The following is an 18,371-nucleotide window of genomic DNA, read 5'->3' on the forward strand; positions in this document are numbered from 1 at the left end:
CCGTGGCAGGTGACTGATAGCACGATTTTCATTACGCGCTATTGATGTCGTACGATCCATGTCGTGTATACTAACACGCGTTATCAGTGACGTGTTTGGGAGGTGAGTGTCATGGGTGGCATCGAGATGGCGCGTGTGCCGACCGGTGGTGAGCCGACGGCCGACGAGGCTTCGCGGGGTCGGATGCGCCGGTGGTCCCCGTCACCGGACGCGACGATCAACACCGGCTCGCCGGGCTCCATCGGTGCCCTCGGAGCGGGACGGGGACGGCCGCTCCGCCGCGTGACCCGCGGTGAGTCGGCACGGGTGCGGATCAGTGGTTTCCACGGACGTGCCCTGCCCGCACATTCCTCGGAAACCATCGCCATCGACGTCACCGCGGCCCCGGTCTCGGGTCGCGCCGCGAAGGGCGCTGAGACGGAAGGTGCGGCCGCGTGACGGGGATGATGCTGGTGGCCTTGGCGGCCCTTCCCGCCGTCGCGGCGATGACCGGATCGATCCGGAGCCTGCGACCCCTGGCACCCGCGCTGGGCGCGGGCGCGGCACTGTCGACGACCGCACTGGCCGGGGCTCTGGCCGTGACGGTGGCCCTCGGCGGACCGGTGGCGATGGTGTTGGCCGCTCCGGACGGGCACGTCTGGACCGGGTTGGCGGCCGACCGCCTCGAGGCGATCGTGCTGTTGTTGGTGTGCGCGATCAGCGCGGTGGTCCAGGTGTTCGCCCTGCGCTACCTGCGCGGCGACCCGGCCGCGGCCGGGTTCGCCATCACGGCCGGGGCGCTGACCGCCGCGACCGCGGTGATGGTGGCCGCGGTCACGATGGTCACCCTGGCGGTGGCGTGGTCGCTGACCGGTGTCGCCCTGTGGCGACTCGTGGGGATGTACCGACCCGCCCCTTCGGCCATCGACGCCTCCCGCCGTACCGCACGTGTGGTCATCATCGGAGACGTCGCATTGTGGTCCGGGGTGGTTCTCGCGGTCGCCGCCTGGGGCGATCTCGACTTGCGCGACCAGAACGGCGTAGCCTTCGGCGGCGCGGTGGGCACGGCGGTGGCCTGCTCGCTGGTGATCGCCGCAGCCGCACGGTGTGCGCAGTTGCCTTGGCACCGGTGGCTGTCGGCGACTTTGGCGGCGCCGACCCCGGTCTCGGCGCTGCTGCACGCCGGCGTGGTCAACGCGGGCGGAGTGCTCCTGGTGAAGCTGTCGCCGATCTTCGGTGCAGCCCCGGCGGCGACACACCTGGCGTTCGCCATCGGCGCCGTCAGCGCTGTGGCCGCCACGGCGATCATGCTGACCCGCCCCGACGTCAAGGGCTCGCTGGTGCACTCCACGATCGGGCAGATGGGGTTCATGCTCATGACCTGCGCGCTCGGCCTCTACGCGGCGGCGGTGGTGCACCTGGTGGCGCACGGACTGTTCAAAGCCACCTTGTTCCTGGGCTCGGGGTCGGCGGTGCAGCGCCACACCCACCGCATCCTGGCTCCGCCCGCGCCCCGGTCGACCCCCGCGCGTTCGGCGCAGGTGGCCGTCCTCGCCGGAGTCGTCGCGGTTGCGGCCGTGGCCGTCGCGATCTGGTGGCTGCCTCCGCACGCCGGAGGCTCGGCGCTACTGATCTTCGCCGCGGCCACCGCCGCACGGCTGGCGTGGGGATGGCTGCGGCGCCACCCGACCGTGGGGGCGCTGGCCACCGTGGTGGTCGTGCTGCCGGGTGCGGTGATCGGCTACCTGGGCGTGGTGGCCGTGGTTACGGAGTTCCTGGCCCCGAGCGTGCCCGTTGCCGCCACCGCCGCAGTTCCGGCCTGGTTGCCGGCGATCGTGGTGGCGGTGCCGGTGATCGGAGCGCTGTTGGTCCACCGGGCATCCGCACTCGGTCTCGGCCGCTGGCGCGACCGCCTCTACGTGTTGGCGTTGTCCGCCGGACAGCAGCGCACGCACACCACTCCGGGTCTCCCGTCACGTGCGGTGCCCGCACCGCACCCACGGCCGGTGCCCCTACCTGAGGGAGCCGGGGCGTGATCGCCGGCCCCTCGACGGGACCGCCGGACGGCGTCCGGCGCTCTGACCGGAGCCACCCGGGCCTCCCGGAAGCGCGGACCCAGGGCTTCACGCGGTCGCGCGTTCCGCCACCGTCATCACAGCAGGAGGAGTCGCAACCCATGACCATCGGACCCATCACCAAGGCCGCTCCCGAGACCGCCACCTCGGCGGCCGCCGTGCGTGCCGTGATCGCCGATGCCGCCGCGTTCTTGGCGCCGACCTGGCCGCTCGCCGACTTCATCGCGGTCAACCCACTGTCCGGCCTGGTGGACCGCCCGTTCGCGGACGCGGCCATCACCGCCGCGGACCTGCTCGGAGCGCGGGTCACCCCGGACGAGAGCTGGCTGCGGGCGGCCTGGCGGCACGGGCGGATCACCGACGACGACGTGCGTGCCGCGCTGATCCGCCGCCACCCCGAGGTGCTGCGATGCCGACCGCTCACCCTCGGCGGCCGGCCCTACGACCCGGTCGAACTCCTGTCGGCCGATCTGCACCAGGGCATCACCAACCCCCCGCCGATCCGCCAGGCACGCACAGCGACTGAAGCGCTGGCCCCGGACATGGCCGCCCTCCTCGACACCCACACGATCCAGTGGTGCTCGGCCTATTTGGACGAGGGCCAGTCCACCTGGCGGATGCCCGGCCGCGACCGAGGCTTCTACCACGCGTGGCGGGCTCTGGCCGCACACGACACGACCCTGCCGCGGCGCGTGCGTACACGTCTTCGGGACCTGCCCGAACGGGCCGAGCAGGCCGTTGCGGAGGCTCTGGCCGCCCTCGGTGTCCCGGACGACCAGCGCACCCGCTATCTCCAGGCCCATCTGGCATGCCTTCCCGGATTCGCCGCCCACATCCGCTGGCGGGGCGAACTGCAGGGCAGTGGTATCGACCTGGTCGCCTACCTCGCCCTGCGGTTGACCACCGAAGCCGCCGCGCTCACCGAGACCCATACCCACGGTACGGCGTGGAACTCGGCCTCCGCCGACCTGCTCGACACCGGGCAGGCCACCACCGAACCCGACGATCGGGCCCGCCACCTTCTGGCGGCCCTGGAGATCACCGACACCGACGCGGCACAGCGCACCGAATTGGCGCGGTTCCTCGACCGACTCCCGGTGGAGCAACGAGCCCTCGTCTGGCTGGACGCCTACGAAGACCACTACCGGAGCCGACTGCTGCGCACCCTGAGCCGCTCGGTGCCCGAGTGGACCGACGCCCCTCCGCGGGCACAGGTGGTGTGCTGCATCGATCCCCGTTCCGAGGGACTGCGTCGCCACCTGGAAGCGCTCGGTGACTACCAGACCCTGGGCTTCGCCGGATTCTTCGCCGTCGCCATGCGCTACCGCGACCTCGCCGGAGGAACCGCTCGTGCCCAGTGCCCGGGCCCGATCACGCCCCGGCACACCGTCACCGAACGCCCCAGCGAGGGTCGACGGCGCGCGGCCGAACGGTCGCTGACCGGCCGCCGGGTACTGGCCGCGGCCGACCACTCCCTGCACGCCGCCAAGGACGACCTGGTGGCGCCGTTCGTGCTCGCCGAATCGGCCGGTTGGCTCCTGGGCCCGTTGGCCGCGGCCAAGACCTTCGCTCCCGGTGCCGTCGGCGCCGCCCGCGCGTGGTGGACCCGCCGTATCACCCCCGACCCTGCGACCGAGATCTCCCTCGAGGACGCCTTCACCTCCGAGGAGCGCACCGCGACCGCCGAAGGCATTCTCACGTTGATGGGTTTGACCCAGGGGTTCGCACGCCTCGTCGTATTCTGTGGGCACCGTGCCCACACCGACAACAACCCCTACCAGGCCGCGCTGGACTGCGGTGCATGCGGGGGGCACCCCGGCGGTCCCAACGCCCGCGCCGCCGCCGCCCTGCTCAACGATCCGCAGGTTCGCCGACATCTCGCCGAACGCGGCATCGGCATTCCCGACGACACCCGGTTCGTTCCGGCCGAACACGACACCACCACCGACACCGTGCGCCTGTTGGACACCCACCTCCTGCCCGACACCCACCGCCGGGACGTCGACCGGCTCACCGCCGATCTTCGCACGGCCGGCGCACACCTGGCCGCCGAGCGCTGCGCCACCCTACCGGGCGCACCTTCCCGGCCCCGCCCACGGCACGCGGCGCGCCACACCCGCACGCGCGCCCGTGACTGGGCCCAGGTCTTCCCCGAATGGGGTCTGGCCGACAACGCGGCCTTCCTCATCGCACCCCGCGCCCTCACCCGGGGCATCGACCTGCACGGCCGTCTGTTCCTCCACGACTACGACCCCGACCTCGACCCGGCCGGCACCGTCCTGGAGACCATCCTCACGGCGCCGCTCGTCGTCGCGCACTGGATCAACAGCCAGTACTACTTCGCCGCCACCGACCCCCAGGCCTTCGGCGCCGGCAGCAAGGCCCTCCACAATGTCGTCGGCGGTGGCCTCGGTGTCATGACCGGTCACACCGGCGACCTTCGGTCCGGCCTGCCCTGGCAGTCCCTCACCGACGGCCACCACACCAGGCACGAACCGCAACGCCTGCTCGCCATCGTGCAGGCACCCTTGCAGCGGTTGGACACCCTCATTGCGCGTCACACCGTGCTGCGCCACATGTTCGACCACGACTGGGTCGGTCTCGCCGCACGCGAGCGCCCCGATGAACCCTGGCTCCGTTACACCTCCACCGGTTGGCGGCCCTGGCTTCCGGCCACGGTCACCCCCGAGGGCAGCTGTCCGTCCGCACCGCTGAGCACATGACGATCGGGCACGTGCAGCGCCACTTCACTCCAGGAAAGGGAAGTACCCGATGAACATGCTCCTGTTGGTTCGAAGCGTGGACGACGTCAGGTCCGCGGTCGAGAACGTGAGCGACTATCTGGTCAACCATCGACGGCAGTTCGGGGATGAACCGGGATCGAACCGGCTGCTCGGACTGTGGATCCGCCCCGAGCTCGAAGCCGGGCTGCCCGTCCTGCTCCCTGGCGCCGCTGACGTCACCCCCTCTCAACCGCCCTCTGAAGCGGTGGGGATCGAGAGGTCGTTCTCGCTGGCGGGCATCTGGACCCTGTGCTGGACGGACGGGCCCGCCCTGCGGGAAACACAGGACCCGTTCGAGCTGCGCAACCGGATCCTCGATGCCCTGGTGGCGGACGCAGCGCCCGAACCGGCCGTTCCGGAGGCGTTCGTTCCCGTATTCGCCGAGGACGATGCCGTGGAGACGAGCATGGCGGCGCTACAGGCCCGGTATCCGCGGCTGATCACCGAGCACTGGTACGTCGATGACCGAGAACGAGGAATCGTCGGGCCGCTGAAGACCACGGAAGGGTGATCGCCTTTCCGTGCACCGCATCACCCAGCGCATCAGGGCAGGCGACCGGGGTGCCCGTCCCGGTCATCGATCACGAGTCGAGGAGATTCCCGATGGAGTTGTCAAGCCGGAGCGGTGACACGCCGTGAGGCCCTCAGGCCACCGCGGCCAGCTTCACAGGTCCTTGACCTTCAGTCCACGTCCCGCTGGCCTGAGGGAACGTCACCGCCTAGAGAAACGCCCCCTAGCTGGCCCTTGAGTTCTAGTGGTCGTTGCAACACCCCATCTCTGAAGGGGTGCGATGGACGACGAGATCCGCAAAGAACGCCGGATACCGCAGGGGCGCAAGAAGCTCGTCCGTGAGCGGGAGGAATACTTCCGGCTCACGGACCAGGGCTACAGCAGCAGAGAGGCCTGCCGGATCGTCGGCATCAACCGGCGTACCGGCAAGGTCTGGCGCAACGGTCGCAGAGCGCACAAGAGCCTGGAGAGGCCCGTGGCACCCCTCAGGGGCCCCGGGGCCTCTCCGGGCTCTTCGCGTTTCCTGAGCCAGCAGGAGCGGACGCAGATCGCCGACATGTTGCGTCTGCGGTCCTCGATCCGCTCGATCGCCGCCGAGCTGGACCGGGCCTCGTCCACGATCAGCCGCGAGGTCCGCCGCAACCGCTCCTACTACGCCTCCATCAAGAAACACCGGTACGGCCCCTACGCCGCCCAGGTCCGCACGGACGAGCGCAGGAAGCGACCCAAGACCCGCAAGCTCGACGCCAACTCGCGGCTGCGCGAGTATGTCCAACAGCGCCTGGATCAGCGCTGGAGCCCCGAGCAGATCGTTCACCTGCTCCGCCGGGACTTCCCCGACGACCAGGAGATGCGCGTGGGCCACGAGACGATCTACCAGGCCCTCTACGTCCAGGGCCGCGGCCAGCTGCGCCGCGACCTGGCCAAGCTGCTGCGCACCGGACGCACCATGCGCCGGCCCCGCCGCTCCGCTTGCACCCGCCAGCCCCGCATGTCCAAGAACATGGTGATGATCAGCGAGCGCCCGGCCGAGGCCGCCGACCGGGCGGTGCCCGGCCACGGCGAACAGCACACCCAGCACCGCGCCGACAGCGGCCAGTTGCAACGCGGCGCGGACCGCCGCCCACAGCAGATCCCGGCTCAGGGCCAGACGCTGGGCATGGGCCAGTGCCAGGGCCAGCGCGACGAAGACGGTGCACAGCGCGACCACGCCCCATGACGGTGCCGCGGTCATGGTCCCTCCATCAGGTAGTCCAGGCTCTGGGGTGGCCCGTGTGCGGCCAGGCGGCCGTGGTCGAGGACGAGTACGGCGTCGGCGGCGCGGATCCAGGAGCGGCCGTGGGTGGCGGCGAGCACACTGGTTCCGGCAGCCGTGAGGGTGCGGGCCACCTCGGGCACGACCCGGGCGGCGGCCCCGTCCAGCGCGCTGGTGGGTTCGTCCAACAGCAGCACCTCGGGCTGCAGGGCCAGGGCACGCGCCAGGCACAGGCGCTGGGCCTGGCCTCCGGACAGGCCCGCGGTGGGGCGGTGGAGAAGACCGGTCGGCAGGCCGAGGCGACCCAGAAGATCGGCGGCAGCCGCCTGGCCGAGGTCGGGGCGCCCGACGCGCAGTTCGGCGGCGACGCTGTCGGTGAGCAGTACCGGGTGCTGGGCGACCAGCACCACACGGCGGCGCGGGGCGAGCACGTCGGTCTCGGCCAGCGGGCGGCCGTGGAAGGCGAGGTGCCCGCGGGTGGGCTCCGCCAGACGGTTGAGCAGGCGCAGCAGTGTGGTCTTCCCGGCGCCGCTGGGGCCGGTGACGATGGTCAGGCGCCCCTGGCCGACCTCGGCGTCGATCCCGTCGAGGAGGGGAGCCCCCTGCTGGTCGAATCCGACACCGGTCATGGAGAACACCACGCCCGCACACTCCCTGTTTCCTACACCCCACATACGGATAGTTATGAAACCATGGTTACATGTTCGGTGGAGGTACGGGGGAAGGAGTGGATGTGATCACGCACCACAGCAGGTCGAAGGCGGCCCTGGCGCTGGGGTTGGTGGTTGTGCTGAGTGCCTGCTCGGCGGGCCAGGCGGACCAGCAACAGCAGGACCAGCAATCGTCCGAGGCCCTGGTCGAGCCGGCCACCACACAGGCCCAGGACTGGGCGCAGGTGGCCGACGCGCTGGGACGGGAGGGACAGCTCTCCGATGACACGGTCTACCGGGTGGGCTTTCCCCGCTCCGACCTGGACGTGACCTCCCGGGGGGTGCAGATCGGAGCGGGGTTCGCCCTGGGCTCCTACGCGGCCTTCACCCGCTATGAGGACGGCACGACGATGATGATGGGCGATCTGGTGGTCACCGAGGAGGAGCTGCCCGGGGTCACCGACGCCCTGCAGGACAACGGCATCGACCAGACCGCGGTGCACCAGCACCTGCTCGACCACGAGCCCGCGGTGTGGTGGACCCACTTCCACGCCCACGGCCAGGACGCGGCCGCGCTCGCGCGAGGGGTCGACGAGGCGTTGGAGGCCACCGCCACCCCGCGCGAGGCCCAGGACGGGCCGTCGCAGGAGCTGGATCTGGACACCGCGGCCGTGGATGAGGCGATGGGCACCCAGGGCCGCGCCCAGGGCGGGGTGTACAAGTTCTCCTTCGCCCGCACCGGCCAGGTCACCTCCGGTGACCACGTGCTGCCCTCAGGCATGGGGGTGGCCACGGTGATCAACTTCCAGCCCACCGGCGGGGGTAAGGCGGCGGTCAACGGCGACTTCGTCATGACCGCTGACGAGGTCCAGGGGGTGATCCAGGCGCTGCGGGAGGGCGGCATCGACATCGTCGCGCTGCACAACCACGCCCTCAACGACCAACCGCGTCTGTTCTACATGCACTTTTGGGCCAACGATGACGCGGCCACGCTCGCCAGGGCGTTGAGGAACGCGGTGGACCAGCACCAGGTCGAGCCCACCGGCTAGCGGCCACTTCCGATCGATCGAGGACCACACCAGGAGAGGAGTCCCTGCGTTGCGACCGCAAAACGCGCTGGACTGGGTTGCTTTCGTGTTGCTGTTGATCGGCGCGTTCGCCTGGGGGGCGTTCGTCACCGACGTCAACGTGCTGGACCGCCTGCTCGAACCCATCGCCGACCCACTCGACGACACGGTGTTCATCCTCATCGCCGCAGCCGGACTGTACTGGATCGCCCGCGTGATCGGTGTGGGCAGACGGGCCCGGCAATGAACGCTGAGCCCGCCGCGCAGGGGCCGGGCGAGTGGGTGCTGTTGAGCTACCGGATCCCGCGCGAGCCCTCCACCCCCCGCATCAGCGTGTGGCGCAAACTCAAACAGCTCGGGGTCGCCCAGATCAGCGACGGCCTGGTCGCGCTGCCGGCCGATGCGCGCACCCGCGAACACCTGGACTGGATCGCCGAGGAGGTCGTGGAGGCCGGAGGGACGGCCACCGTGTGGCTGGCCCGGCCCACCGCCCGGGCCCAGGAACATCACCTGGCCCAGACCATGGCCCAGGCCCGCGCGGCCGAATACCGCGCCGTGCGGGCCGAGGCCGCCCACGCCCGTAGCCTGCCCGAACCCGAACGCCTCCGGGCGATGCGCCGGCTGCGTACCCAACTGCGCCGCATCGCCCGCCGCGACTACTTCCCCCCGCCCGAGCGCCGCACCGCACGCGAGGCCGTCGAGGCCCTACATCCAGACCACACCGAACAGGAGAGCGCATGAAGTGGTCCACCCGCGCCGGTATCCACATCGACCGAGCCGCCTGCGCCTGGCTGATCCGCCGCCGCATCGACCCCGAGGCCGAGTTCGTGTTCGTCACCGACCCCGCCGACGTGCCCGAGCAGGCCACCGCCTTCGACATGCGCGGCGTCGAGTTGGGCCACCACGGCGGCGACTGCAGCTTCGAGACCATCCTGCGCCGCTACGACCTCACCGACGCGGCGCTGTGGAAGATCGCCGAGGTCGTCCACGAGGCCGACCTGGACGACGAACGCTACGACGCCCCCGAGGCCCCCGGCTTGGACGTGGTCCTGCGCGGTTTGTCGATGACCGGTAGCGACGAGCGCACCCTGGCCGTCACCGGTCCCCTCTTCGATGGCCTGTACGAGTACTACCGGCGCCAGAGCCTCCTGGGACGGGAACCCGCATGAGCACCGACCCCCACCACCCCACCACCGAATCCGACGACGCCCCCGGCGGCGCCGGGGAAGCGCGGAGAGACGCCGCGCCCGTGGGCGACCTGGTCCCCTTCCGCACGGCCCTGCGCGTGTGGTTCCTGGTCTCCCTGCAGACCTTCGGCGGCCCGGCCGGGCAGATCGCCGTCATGCAGCGCACCCTGGTCGAGGAGCGGCGCTGGATCGGCCAGCAGCGCTTCAACCACGCCCTCAACTACTGCATGCTGCTGCCCGGCCCCGAAGCCCAACAGCTCGCGATCTACCTCGGCTGGCTGCTCAACGGCACCCGCGGCGGCATCGCGGCCGGCACCCTGTTCGTGCTGCCCGGCATCCTGGCCCTGGGCGCCCTGTCGGCGATCTACGTCGCCTTCGGCGACACCACCGCCGTCACCGCCACCTTCGCCGGACTCGCCCCGGCCGTGCTGGCCATCGTCGCCCAAGCCGTCCTACGGGTGGCCAAACGATCACTCACCCACCCGGCCCTGATCACCCTGGCCGTGGCCGCCTTCGCCGCACTCGCCCTGTTCGCCGTGCCCTTCCCACTGGTGATCGCCCTGGCCGCCCTGGTCGGCTGGCTGCTCTCACGCCGCGACCCCGACTTCGCCCGCCCCGCCCGCGTGGGCGACGCCGCTGACGGGCCCGCGCCCCTGATCTCCGACGAGGCCCTGCACCACGACCGGCCCACCGCGAGCCGTTTCACCAGGATCCTGGCCATCGGGTTGGGGCTGTGGGCGGCGCCGGTAGCCGTAGTGGCCCTGCTGTTGGGATCCGAGAGCATCTTCACCACCCAGGGCCTGTTCTTCTCCCTCACCGCGGTGGTGACCTTCGGCGGCGCCTACGCGGTGCTGTCCTTCATCGCCCAGCAGGCCGTGCAGACCTTCGGGTGGTTGGCGCCGGGAGAGATGGTGCGCGGCCTGGCCCTGGCCGAGACCACCCCGGGCCCGCTGATCATGGTCGTGCAGTTCGTGGCGTTCCTGGCCGCCTACCGCGACCCCGGCACCCTGGACCCCTGGGCCGCCGCGACCCTGGGGGCGCTGTTGACCACGTGGGTGACCTTCGTGCCCTGCTTCCTGTTCATCCTGCTGGGCGCCCCCTACGTCGAACGCCTGCGCCACAACACCGCGATCTCGGCGGCGCTGACCGGTATCACCGCCGCCGTGGTCGGCGTCATCGCCAACCTCGCCCTGTACTTCGCCCTCAACACCTTGTTCACCACCACAGGCACCTGGGACTGGGGCCCCCTGCACATCACCGTGCCCGAGGTCGCCTCGGTGAGCCCGGTCGCGGTGGTCATCACCCTCATCGCGCTCATGCTGACCTTCGCCCTGCGCTGGCCGATCCTGCGGGTGCTGGGCGTATGCGCCGCCCTGGGCCTGGCCAGCACCCTGCTGCCGCTGTGAACCGGGCCAGACGGACTCCACCGACGGCTGCGCGTGCACCGGCAGAGACGTCCTGGCACGTGGAAGTCAGCGCACTGACCTGAAATCCCGGAGGCGCGACGAACCGCAAAGACATGTGAGCATGACGGCACGCACTTCCAGCCCTGATGCTGCATCGCTGACACCGACAAGCCGTGTGACAGAGAATCAAATATTCTCTGTCACACGGATCCGGGTGTGCCCGGCGCGGCCTGCGTCGAGGTGTTCGCCGGCCGCAGGTGACTCCGTAACATTCTCTGTCACACCAGCCGGGAGGTGTTGTGACCGTCCACCCCCTGCCCCGCCCCGGCGCCCTCACCCTCGCCCAGGCGAGCGCCGAGTTCCTGGACCGGTTCCGCGGCCAGCCGCACACCCGCCGCGCCTACGCCCAGACCCTTGTTGCCCTGGAGCAGGCGGCCGTGTGCGGACCCTCCGCGCCGGTCGAGGTTGCCTTCACCCCCGACGCGGCGGCCGCCGCCCTGGCCCGCTGGGAGAGCGCGGCCCCGGCCACGTGGAACAAGCACCTGGCCGCCCTGCGCTCCTTCGCCTCCTACTGCGCGCGCCGGGAGTGGCTCACCACCGACCCCACCCATCTGTTGGAGCGGCGCAAGGAGCCCCGCCGCGGTGACAAGTCCGTCCCCGCCGCCCGGCTGGAAGCCCTGTTCACCGACCCGGACGTGAGGCTGCGCGAGAAGGTGCTGTGGCGGATGCTGTACGAGACCGCGGCCCGCGCTGAGGAGATCCTCACCCTGGACGTGGGTGACCTGGACATGGCCATGCGCCGGGCCCGGGTTCGCTCCAAGGGCGGTGCGATCGAGTACGTGCACTGGGCCACCCCCACCGCCCGCCTGCTGCCCCGGCTGTTGAACGGGCGCACCACAGGCCCGGTGTTCTGCTCCAACCGCCGCTCCCCGACCGCCGGCGCCCGAGCCCGCGCCCTGGCCGACGTCGACCCCACCACCGGCCGGGGACGGCTGTCCTACCCGCGCGCGGAGTACCTGTTCAAGCAGGCCTCGAAGAAGTACGACCCGCACGGGCAGGGGTGGACGCTGCACCAACTGCGCCACTCCGCCCTCAAGCACCTGGCCGCCGAAGGCCGCAGCGCCCCCGAACTCCAGGCCAAATCACGCCACGCCCACCTGGCCACCCTGGGCAAGTACGTGCGCCTGGGCGAGGAGACCGCTGCCCGGATCACCGCCGAACACGACCCGTACAACCGGCGCGCTCCACGCCGCTGAACAGCGATCAACGTCGTGCCCTTCTCACCGTCGTCGACGGCCAGCCGGACGGCGTGCCGGTGGAGGAGCCTCACCAGGGGACATAAGCTCTGTTGCCGCTTCGTCACGTATTCCGGTCGCCCCCCACCCTGGCCCGACCCGACGCGGGCACCGCTTCCGTCGGCGGATTCGACACGGTGCGCGAGGCCCCGGAGGTGCGCCGCCTGATCGGGCTCACCGGGCAGCAGTCGATGGTCGACGAGGAGCTCTCAGGCCGGGCCAACCTGGTCCTCATCGGCCAGCTGCTGGACCTGCGCCGGTCCGAGGCCACCGCCCGGGCCCGCGAGCTCCTGTACCGCTTCGAACTGGCCGACGCCGCGGCCCGACCCGTCGCCACCTACTCCGGCGGGATGCGCCGCCGCCTTGACCTGGCCGCCAGCCTGGTGGGGCGGCCCCGCGTGGTCTTCCTCGACGAACCCTCGGTCGGCCTCGACCCCGGCAAGCGCGAGGACCTGTGGCGGATGATCCGCGAACTCACCGCCGAGGGCACGACCGTCCTGCTCACCACCCAGTACCTGGAGGAGGCCGACGCCCTGGCCGACGACATCGCGGTGATCGACCACGGCCGAGTCATCGCCGACGGCACACCCGCCGAGCTCAAGCGCGTGGTGGGCGGGCAGGCCGTGTCGCTGCGGCCCGCCGACGAGTCCCGGATCGGGGAGGCCGCCGCCGTCATGGAGCGGGTTGCGGGCCGGGCCCCCGAACGCACCGGACGACAGGCTCTGTCCGTACCGGTCGCGGGCGACACCGTGGCCTGGGAGATAGCTGCTCACCTGCGCGGACAGGGGATCTCCGTCACCGAGTTCTCCCTCCACCTGCCCGGCCTCGACGAGGTGTTCTTCGCGCTCACCGGCACCGCCCGGAAGGACGCCGCACCCCGGAACACCGATGGCGCCGACGACTCCGGCGGCACCGGAGACACCGCGAAGGAGCCCACCGCATGAGCGCCCCAACCCGCATCGCCCACGGATCGGCCCCGACCCGCCGCCCCGCGCCGCTGGCCCGGCACAGCCTCGTCCTCGCCCGGCGCAGTCTGGCCAAATCCCTGCGCAACCCTGGTTCGCTGGTCAACGGAGTGATGACCCCGGCCATATTCATGGTCCTGTTCGTGTACCTGTTCGGCGGTTCGGTGTCGGGCTCCACCGACGCCTACCTGCAGTACCTGTTCCCCGGGGTGCTGGTCATGGGCGCGGGCATCGCCGGGATGCTCTCCTCGGGGCTGACCATCAACACCGACATGAAGAAGGGCGTCTACGACCGGTTCCGCAGCCTGCCGATCGGCCGTTCAGCTCCGCTGCTAGGCTCGGTCCTCGCCGACCTGGCCCGGTACGTGATCACGGTCCTGCTCCTTTTCGCGATCGGTTTCCTCATGGGGTTCCGGGTGGAGACCGACGCCGCCTCCGCGGTGGCCGCCTCAGCCCTGGCCATCGCTTTCGGCTTCGCCCTGAGCTGGGTGATGGTGTTCGTGGGCGTGCTCCTGCGCGACGAGAGCGGGGTCATGGCGATCACGTTCATCTCTATCCTCCCGCTGCTGCTGGGCACCAGCATGGCGGCGCCGATCGACACGCTGCCCGGCTGGCTGCAGACCTGGGCCGGGATCAACCCGGCCACCCACGCCATGGACGCCGCCCGGGCCCTGCTCACCGGCGCCCCGATGGGTGCCGCGGCCACCCTGACCCTGGCCTGGTCCGCGGGTCTTGTCGTGGTGTTCGCGCCCTTGGCGGTGTGGGCTTTCAACCGCGAACGCTGACCGGATCCCGTTGGGCCCCGCCTGTCGCCCCTCACCCTGTTCACGTGGGACCGCCTCCCCTACGCTGACTCCGCCGGTCCGGTCCCGAACGGGGCTCGGTAGGACACGAGAGGAGTCGGGTTGACCATCAAGCACCACCACGTCGAGGTGAACGGCCTCCGCCTGCACGTCGCCGAACAGGGTGAGGGCCCGCTGGTCCTGCTGCTGCACGGCTTCCCCGAGAGCTGGTACTCGTGGCGGCACCAGTTCGACGCCCTCGCCGACGCCGGGTACCGGGTGGTCGCGCCCGACCAGCGCGGCTACGCCCGCAGCGACCGGGCGGCAAGCGTCGAGGAGTACTCCCTCCCCCACCTGGTCGGCGACGTCACCGCGCTGATCGGCGCGCTGGGCGCCGAAGAAGCCGTGCTGGTCGGGCACGACTGGGGTGCGCCGGTCGCCTGGACCACGGCGCTGCTCCGCCCCGACCTGGTCCGTGCCGTGGTGGGGCTCAGCGTGCCTCCGCTGCCGCCGACGGGGATGCCGTCCATCACCTCGTCCCGCGCCATTTATGGGGACCGCTACTACCAGGTCTACTTCCAGGAGCCCGGCAAGGCCGACGCCGAACTGTCGGCGGACCCGGCCTCGACCATCCGGCGCCTGCTGGTGGGGGCTTCGGGCGACGGTCCCTCGGACGAGCCGAGTCCGTGGATCGTCCCCGAGGGCACGGGGCTCGTGGATTCGCTGCCCGAACCGGCCGAACTTCCCGCCTGGCTGACCGCCGAGGACGTCGCGGTCTTCGCCGAGGACTATTCGGCCCCGGACGCCTTCACCGGGCCGCTCAACTGGTACCGCAACATCGAGCGCAACCAGGGGCTGATGGCCGCCTTCCAGGGGCTGCGCATCGAGGTTCCGGCCCTGTACGTGGTGGGTGACAAGGACATGGTGGTCTCGCTCAAGGGCGTGCCCGAGCTGCGGGAGATGCTGCCGATGATCGCCCCCAAGCTGCACGCCGACATCACCCTGCCCGGCTGCGGCCACTGGACCCAGCAGGAGCGCCCGGAAGAGGTCAACGCGGCCCTGCTGGACTTCCTCGGGACGCTGTAGGTCGAGGGCCCGGGCACCAGGCTGACCGCTGGCAACGCGGCAGGCGGGTGCCCGGATGCGCTATGAGATTCCTTCATAGGCCTCCCAGCCCGTCTATCACCTCCTCAGCGACATCAGCGTCTCCCTGCTCGGGGCTCTACCCACGGCGCTGATCACCGTGGGAACCCTGCGGGCCGAGTGGCTTTCGCAGGGTGCTCTGATGGCGGTGCAGGTACTCACCGGTGTGCTCGGCGGTGCCGGATACGCCGCCGCTTTCAGGCTGCTGAGCATCCGGCTCGACTCGCGGAGGGGGCCGGTTGTACGAGCTGCCGCATCGGCCGGGCAGCGCTCACTCACCGTCTACCTGCTCAACTCTGTGCTGGTCACGGCAATACTGCATCCCCAGCTCGGCGGAGCGGGTCCGAGGCTGGACAGTCTCGGCGCGCTGTGCGTAGGGGGTACGGTCTGGCTGGTCGGAGTTGCCGTGGCGGCGCGGCTGGAACGCATCGGGAACCGCGGACCAGCCGACACACTGATGCGTCGGCTGGTCCGGCGCCCAAGCTGACGAACTCCGAGCTCCGCGGCGCCCGCCCCCAGTGCACACTCGTCGAATAACCGGCGGGCACCAAGCAGCCCGCCTATCCACCCCGGGGTCCCCGACCACGCGGCCACCGGACGAAGATGACCTTCGGCCTTGGTGCGAACGGTCAACTCTTCACAGCAGCGCCTCCGTTCTTCCTAGCAGTGCCCCCGTCAAAGTCCAAGCGGAAACTGTGGCGGCCGGGGCCGACTTCGACGGCCTCCGCACCGGGAAGCTCCACCGATCCACCGGCGCCCACCGGCACCTCTACGTCACAGCGGAGTTCCCCTCCCGCCAACTCCCAGGCACAGGCGACGGTGCCGTACCCGGACTGGAACTCGGCCCGGGCATGGGTGAGCCGACCGCCGGGGCGGGGGGCGAACCGCACCCGGCGGTAACCGGGCTCCAGCGGTGCTATCCCCCCGATGACCCGATGAATCCAGTCAGCGACCGCCCCTAGCGCGTAATGATTGAACGAGGTCATTTCGCCAGGGTTGACCGTGCCGTCAGGGAGCATGCTGTCCCACCGCTCCCAGATGGTGGTTCCACCCTGCAGCACGGTGTACATCCAGGATGGACACCCTTCCTCCAGGAGCAGGTCGTAGGCGGTCTCGAGGTGTCCAGTGTCGGTGAGGGCATCGCAGACCACGGGGGTACCCGCGAACCCGGTGGAGATGCGGTGACCGCCCTGGCGCACCAGCGCGGCGAGGCGGTCCCCCGTGCTCTGCCGCAAGTCCGTCGGCACGAGGTCGAAGGCCAGAGCGAGCGCGTAGGCGGTGGGGGTGTCGCTGCTCATCCGCCCGTCCTCACCCGCGTAGGCACCCATGAACGCCTCACACACCTCGTCGGCCAGGCGGCCGTAGTACGCGGCGTCCCGGGACTGACCGAGCACACGGGCCGTGTGGGCCAAGTGCCGGGCGGAGTGGGCGAAGTAGGCGGTGGCCACCAAGTGCCGGTCGGTCATTGCCGCTGCCGGGTCCTCGGGGGGAGCCGTGGGGTCGAGCCAGTCGCCCAGCTGGAATCCCTCCTTCCAGAGGCGATCGGGGCCGGCCAGGCGTTCCACCAGGTCCACCCAGGCTTTGGCGCTCGGATACTGGCGCCGGAGTATCTCGGTGTCGGCGTAGCGTCGGTACAGGACCCAGGGGGTGAGGACCGCAGCGTCGCCCCAGACCGCCCCGGGTCTCGAGGGCGTCCACACGGGACCCCCCGGGATCGTGGGGACGAACCACGGCACGGTGCCGTCGCCGAGCTGTTCGTGGGCCAGGTCGCGCAGCCACGAGGAGAGCAGACCGGCACAGTTGTAGAGGAATGCGGCAGTGGGTGCGAAGACCTGGATGTCGCCTGTCCATCCCAGGCGCTCATCGCGTTGGGGGCAGTCGGTGGGCAGGTCGAGAAAGTTGCCGCGCATACTCCAGACGATGTTCTCGTGGAGCCGGTTCAGGAGGGGATCCGAACTGTCGAAGTGTCCGGTGCGCTCCATATCGGTGTGCAGTACTCGGGCCACGATGTCGCCCGGGACCGGGGCGTCGGTCCACCCCTCGATCTCGGCGTAGCGGAATCCGTGGAAGGTGAACCGGGGCTCCCACTCCCGGGCGCCGCGGCCATCGAGAACGAGCGTGTCCACGGAAGGGGCCAGGCGCAGGGTACGCGTGTACAGTTCACCTTCCTGCAGAACCTCCGCGTGACGGATGCGGATGGTGTGCCCGGCGGGTCCGTCCGCTCGCACCCGCAGTCGGCCGACGAGGTTCTGTCCGAAGTCGAAAAGCAGGGTCCCCTGGCGGGTGCGCCTGATCTCGACGGGGTGGATCTCCTCAGTACAGCGGACCGGCGCCTGCTCCGGGGCCGTGAGAGTGGCGGGATCCCGTTCCACAGGCATCACCGGCCGCCAGGCGGAGTCGTCGAAGCCCGGACGGGTCCATGCCCTGTGTTCCTCCCGGGCGTCGTAGTGTTCACCGTCGTAGAGGCCGCTCGAGAGGATCGGACCGTGGTGAGCACGCCACTCCTCGTCGGTGTCGATCACCAGCCGCGTTCCGTCGGCGAGCTCGACCTCCAGCTGGCCGAGGAAGGACAGGTCGGTGCCGTAGAGGTTGCGGTGGCCGCCGTTGAACCCCAGCCTTCCCCGGTACCAACCGTCGGCAAGCCAGGCACCGATCGCGTTGGGTCCCTCATGAAGAAGATCGCTGACGTCGTAGGTGCGGTAGCGCAGGCGTTCGTGGTAGGCCGTCCAGCCTGGAGAAAGGACGTCGTCACCCACCCGCCGACCATTGATCTCTGCCTCGAACACCCCGTGGGCGGTGGCGTACAGACGGGCCCGGACAACGGGCCCGGGGAGATCGAACTCTCTACGCACGAGATAGGGTCGGCGCTCGGTATTGGGGCTCTCCTGCCAAGGGGCTCGGACCGGCCGGGCGGTCCAGTCATCGGCCCGCAGCAGGCCCGCCTCCACGTCGGCCCACGGGCTCCAGCCTGAGTTGGAGCCGTCGGTGCCCGTGACCCGGACCCGCATGCGCGCGCTTTCGCGTGAGTTCAGGGGTGCAACCGGCCAAGGGACGAGGACTTGGTCCTCAGAGTGGACAGTGACCGTCTCCGTCGCCCCTTCGCCGTGCCGGACTTCGATGTCGTAGTAGGCCTGGCGCCAGCCGACGGGCGCCTCGGTCTGCCAACTCAGGCGGGGTGCGGCCACCCCGATGCCCAGAGCCTCCTGGTCGTGTTCGCATCGGACAGGGCTGGGGACGCGAACGTGATTGTGCTGGGACAAACTCTTCCTTTCC

Annotated in this window: 16 protein-coding genes and 2 pseudogenes; 15 read left to right on the forward strand and 3 right to left on the reverse strand. The window is 70.6% G+C overall.

Annotated elements, in window-relative coordinates:
• The first annotated feature begins 111 nt into the window (after window positions 1-111).
• The 5 genes and pseudogenes from ACYVDG_RS04535 to ACYVDG_RS04555 all read left to right on the forward strand — a co-directional run.
• Window positions 112-438, forward strand: coding sequence for a hypothetical protein (locus ACYVDG_RS04535; RefSeq protein ID WP_358504910.1), 327 nt, complete (start codon window positions 112-114; stop codon window positions 436-438).
• 5 nt (window positions 439-443) lie between these two features.
• A complete protein-coding gene (locus tag ACYVDG_RS04540; RefSeq protein ID WP_358505034.1) occupies window positions 444-2,015 on the forward strand; it encodes a proton-conducting transporter transmembrane domain-containing protein in 1,572 nt (523 codons plus the stop codon).
• Between the two features lie 140 nt (window positions 2,016-2,155).
• Entirely contained in the window at window positions 2,156-4,777 is a 2,622-nt protein-coding gene (locus ACYVDG_RS04545; RefSeq protein ID WP_061081144.1) for a DUF2309 domain-containing protein, read from the forward strand.
• A 49-nt stretch (window positions 4,778-4,826) separates the two neighbouring features.
• On the forward strand, window positions 4,827-5,348 hold the full coding sequence (locus ACYVDG_RS04550) for a hypothetical protein (RefSeq protein ID WP_358504906.1): 522 nt from the start codon (window positions 4,827-4,829) through the stop codon (window positions 5,346-5,348).
• Window positions 5,349-5,628: 280 nt separating this feature from the next.
• A pseudogene (locus ACYVDG_RS04555) lies at window positions 5,629-6,414 on the forward strand (IS30 family transposase); the annotation flags it as partial.
• A gap of 48 nt (window positions 6,415-6,462) precedes the next feature.
• Here the strand turns inward: ACYVDG_RS04555 and ACYVDG_RS04560 are convergent.
• Both ACYVDG_RS04560 and ACYVDG_RS04565 read right to left on the reverse strand, forming a co-directional pair.
• Window positions 6,463-6,582 (reverse strand): annotated as a pseudogene (locus ACYVDG_RS04560) (hypothetical protein); the annotation flags it as partial.
• Window positions 6,579-7,232, reverse strand: coding sequence for an ABC transporter ATP-binding protein (locus ACYVDG_RS04565; RefSeq protein ID WP_106247094.1), 654 nt, complete (start codon window positions 7,230-7,232; stop codon window positions 6,579-6,581). The pseudogene ACYVDG_RS04560 and the gene ACYVDG_RS04565, both read right to left, overlap by 4 nt.
• 104 nt (window positions 7,233-7,336) lie before the next feature.
• Here ACYVDG_RS04565 and ACYVDG_RS04570 point away from each other — a divergent pair, with 104 nt between their 5' ends.
• The 10 genes from ACYVDG_RS04570 to ACYVDG_RS04615 all read left to right on the forward strand — a co-directional run bounded on the left by ACYVDG_RS04570 (window position 7,337) and on the right by ACYVDG_RS04615 (window position 15,585).
• Window positions 7,337-8,302 (forward strand): DUF1259 domain-containing protein, encoded by a 966-nt coding sequence (locus tag ACYVDG_RS04570; RefSeq protein WP_358504903.1) that lies wholly within the window; start codon window positions 7,337-7,339, stop codon window positions 8,300-8,302.
• Between the two features lie 49 nt (window positions 8,303-8,351).
• On the forward strand, window positions 8,352-8,567 hold the full coding sequence (locus ACYVDG_RS04575) for a DUF378 domain-containing protein (protein WP_168443873.1): 216 nt from the start codon (window positions 8,352-8,354) through the stop codon (window positions 8,565-8,567).
• Window positions 8,564-9,061, forward strand: coding sequence for a Chromate resistance protein ChrB (locus ACYVDG_RS04580; protein WP_358504899.1), 498 nt, complete (start codon window positions 8,564-8,566; stop codon window positions 9,059-9,061). Before ACYVDG_RS04575 ends, ACYVDG_RS04580 begins: the two co-directional genes overlap by 4 nt.
• Window positions 9,058-9,489 (forward strand): chromate resistance protein ChrB domain-containing protein, encoded by a 432-nt coding sequence (locus ACYVDG_RS04585; protein WP_061081138.1) that lies wholly within the window; start codon window positions 9,058-9,060, stop codon window positions 9,487-9,489. The genes ACYVDG_RS04580 and ACYVDG_RS04585 overlap by 4 nt, the downstream gene beginning before the upstream one ends.
• Window positions 9,486-10,913 (forward strand): chromate efflux transporter, encoded by a 1,428-nt coding sequence (gene chrA, locus ACYVDG_RS04590; protein WP_061081137.1) that lies wholly within the window; start codon window positions 9,486-9,488, stop codon window positions 10,911-10,913. The genes ACYVDG_RS04585 and chrA overlap by 4 nt, the downstream gene beginning before the upstream one ends.
• 299 nt (window positions 10,914-11,212) lie before the next feature.
• Complete coding sequence (locus ACYVDG_RS04595; protein WP_082768409.1) at window positions 11,213-12,169, forward strand: tyrosine-type recombinase/integrase; 957 nt, start codon at window positions 11,213-11,215, stop codon at window positions 12,167-12,169.
• Window positions 12,170-12,261: 92 nt separating this feature from the next.
• A complete protein-coding gene (locus ACYVDG_RS04600) occupies window positions 12,262-13,152 on the forward strand; it encodes an ATP-binding cassette domain-containing protein (protein ID WP_460747023.1) in 891 nt (296 codons plus the stop codon).
• On the forward strand, window positions 13,149-13,958 hold the full coding sequence (locus tag ACYVDG_RS04605; RefSeq protein WP_460747025.1) for an ABC transporter permease: 810 nt from the start codon (window positions 13,149-13,151) through the stop codon (window positions 13,956-13,958). Before ACYVDG_RS04600 ends, ACYVDG_RS04605 begins: the two co-directional genes overlap by 4 nt.
• A 120-nt stretch (window positions 13,959-14,078) precedes the next feature.
• Window positions 14,079-15,041 carry an alpha/beta fold hydrolase gene (locus ACYVDG_RS04610; RefSeq protein WP_460747026.1) on the forward strand — a complete coding sequence of 321 codons (963 nt, stop codon included), beginning with the start codon at window positions 14,079-14,081 and terminating at the stop codon, window positions 15,039-15,041.
• Between the two features lie 124 nt (window positions 15,042-15,165).
• The gene (locus tag ACYVDG_RS04615; RefSeq protein WP_460747130.1) at window positions 15,166-15,585 is read left to right on the forward strand and encodes a DUF418 domain-containing protein; all 420 of its coding nucleotides are present in this window, start codon (window positions 15,166-15,168) and stop codon (window positions 15,583-15,585) included.
• 142 nt (window positions 15,586-15,727) lie between these two features.
• Here the strand turns inward: ACYVDG_RS04615 and ACYVDG_RS04620 are convergent, their stop codons facing one another.
• Window positions 15,728-18,358, reverse strand: a complete 2,631-nt coding sequence (locus tag ACYVDG_RS04620; protein WP_460747027.1) for a family 78 glycoside hydrolase catalytic domain — start codon at window positions 18,356-18,358, stop codon at window positions 15,728-15,730.
• Window positions 18,359-18,371 lie beyond the last annotated feature (13 nt).

It is taken from the genome of Nocardiopsis oceani, from assembly GCF_054777395.1.

Excerpts from the sequence above, each read along its gene's own strand:
- ACYVDG_RS04585 (WP_061081138.1), top strand. The coding sequence starts at position 9,058 with ATGAAGTGGTCCACCCGCGCCGGTATCCACATCGACCGAGCCGCCTGC.
- ACYVDG_RS04605 (WP_460747025.1), top strand. The coding sequence starts at position 13,149 with ATGAGCGCCCCAACCCGCATCGCCCACGGATCGGCCCCGACCCGCCGC.
- ACYVDG_RS04580 (WP_358504899.1), top strand. The coding sequence starts at position 8,564 with ATGAACGCTGAGCCCGCCGCGCAGGGGCCGGGCGAGTGGGTGCTGTTG.
- ACYVDG_RS04540 (WP_358505034.1), top strand. The coding sequence starts at position 444 with ATGATGCTGGTGGCCTTGGCGGCCCTTCCCGCCGTCGCGGCGATGACC.
- ACYVDG_RS04565 (WP_106247094.1), bottom strand. The coding sequence starts at position 7,232 with ATGACCGGTGTCGGATTCGACCAGCAGGGGGCTCCCCTCCTCGACGGG.
- ACYVDG_RS04535 (WP_358504910.1), top strand. The coding sequence starts at position 112 with ATGGGTGGCATCGAGATGGCGCGTGTGCCGACCGGTGGTGAGCCGACG.
- chrA (WP_061081137.1), top strand. The coding sequence starts at position 9,486 with ATGAGCACCGACCCCCACCACCCCACCACCGAATCCGACGACGCCCCC.
- ACYVDG_RS04550 (WP_358504906.1), top strand. The coding sequence starts at position 4,827 with ATGAACATGCTCCTGTTGGTTCGAAGCGTGGACGACGTCAGGTCCGCG.
- ACYVDG_RS04545 (WP_061081144.1), top strand. The coding sequence starts at position 2,156 with ATGACCATCGGACCCATCACCAAGGCCGCTCCCGAGACCGCCACCTCG.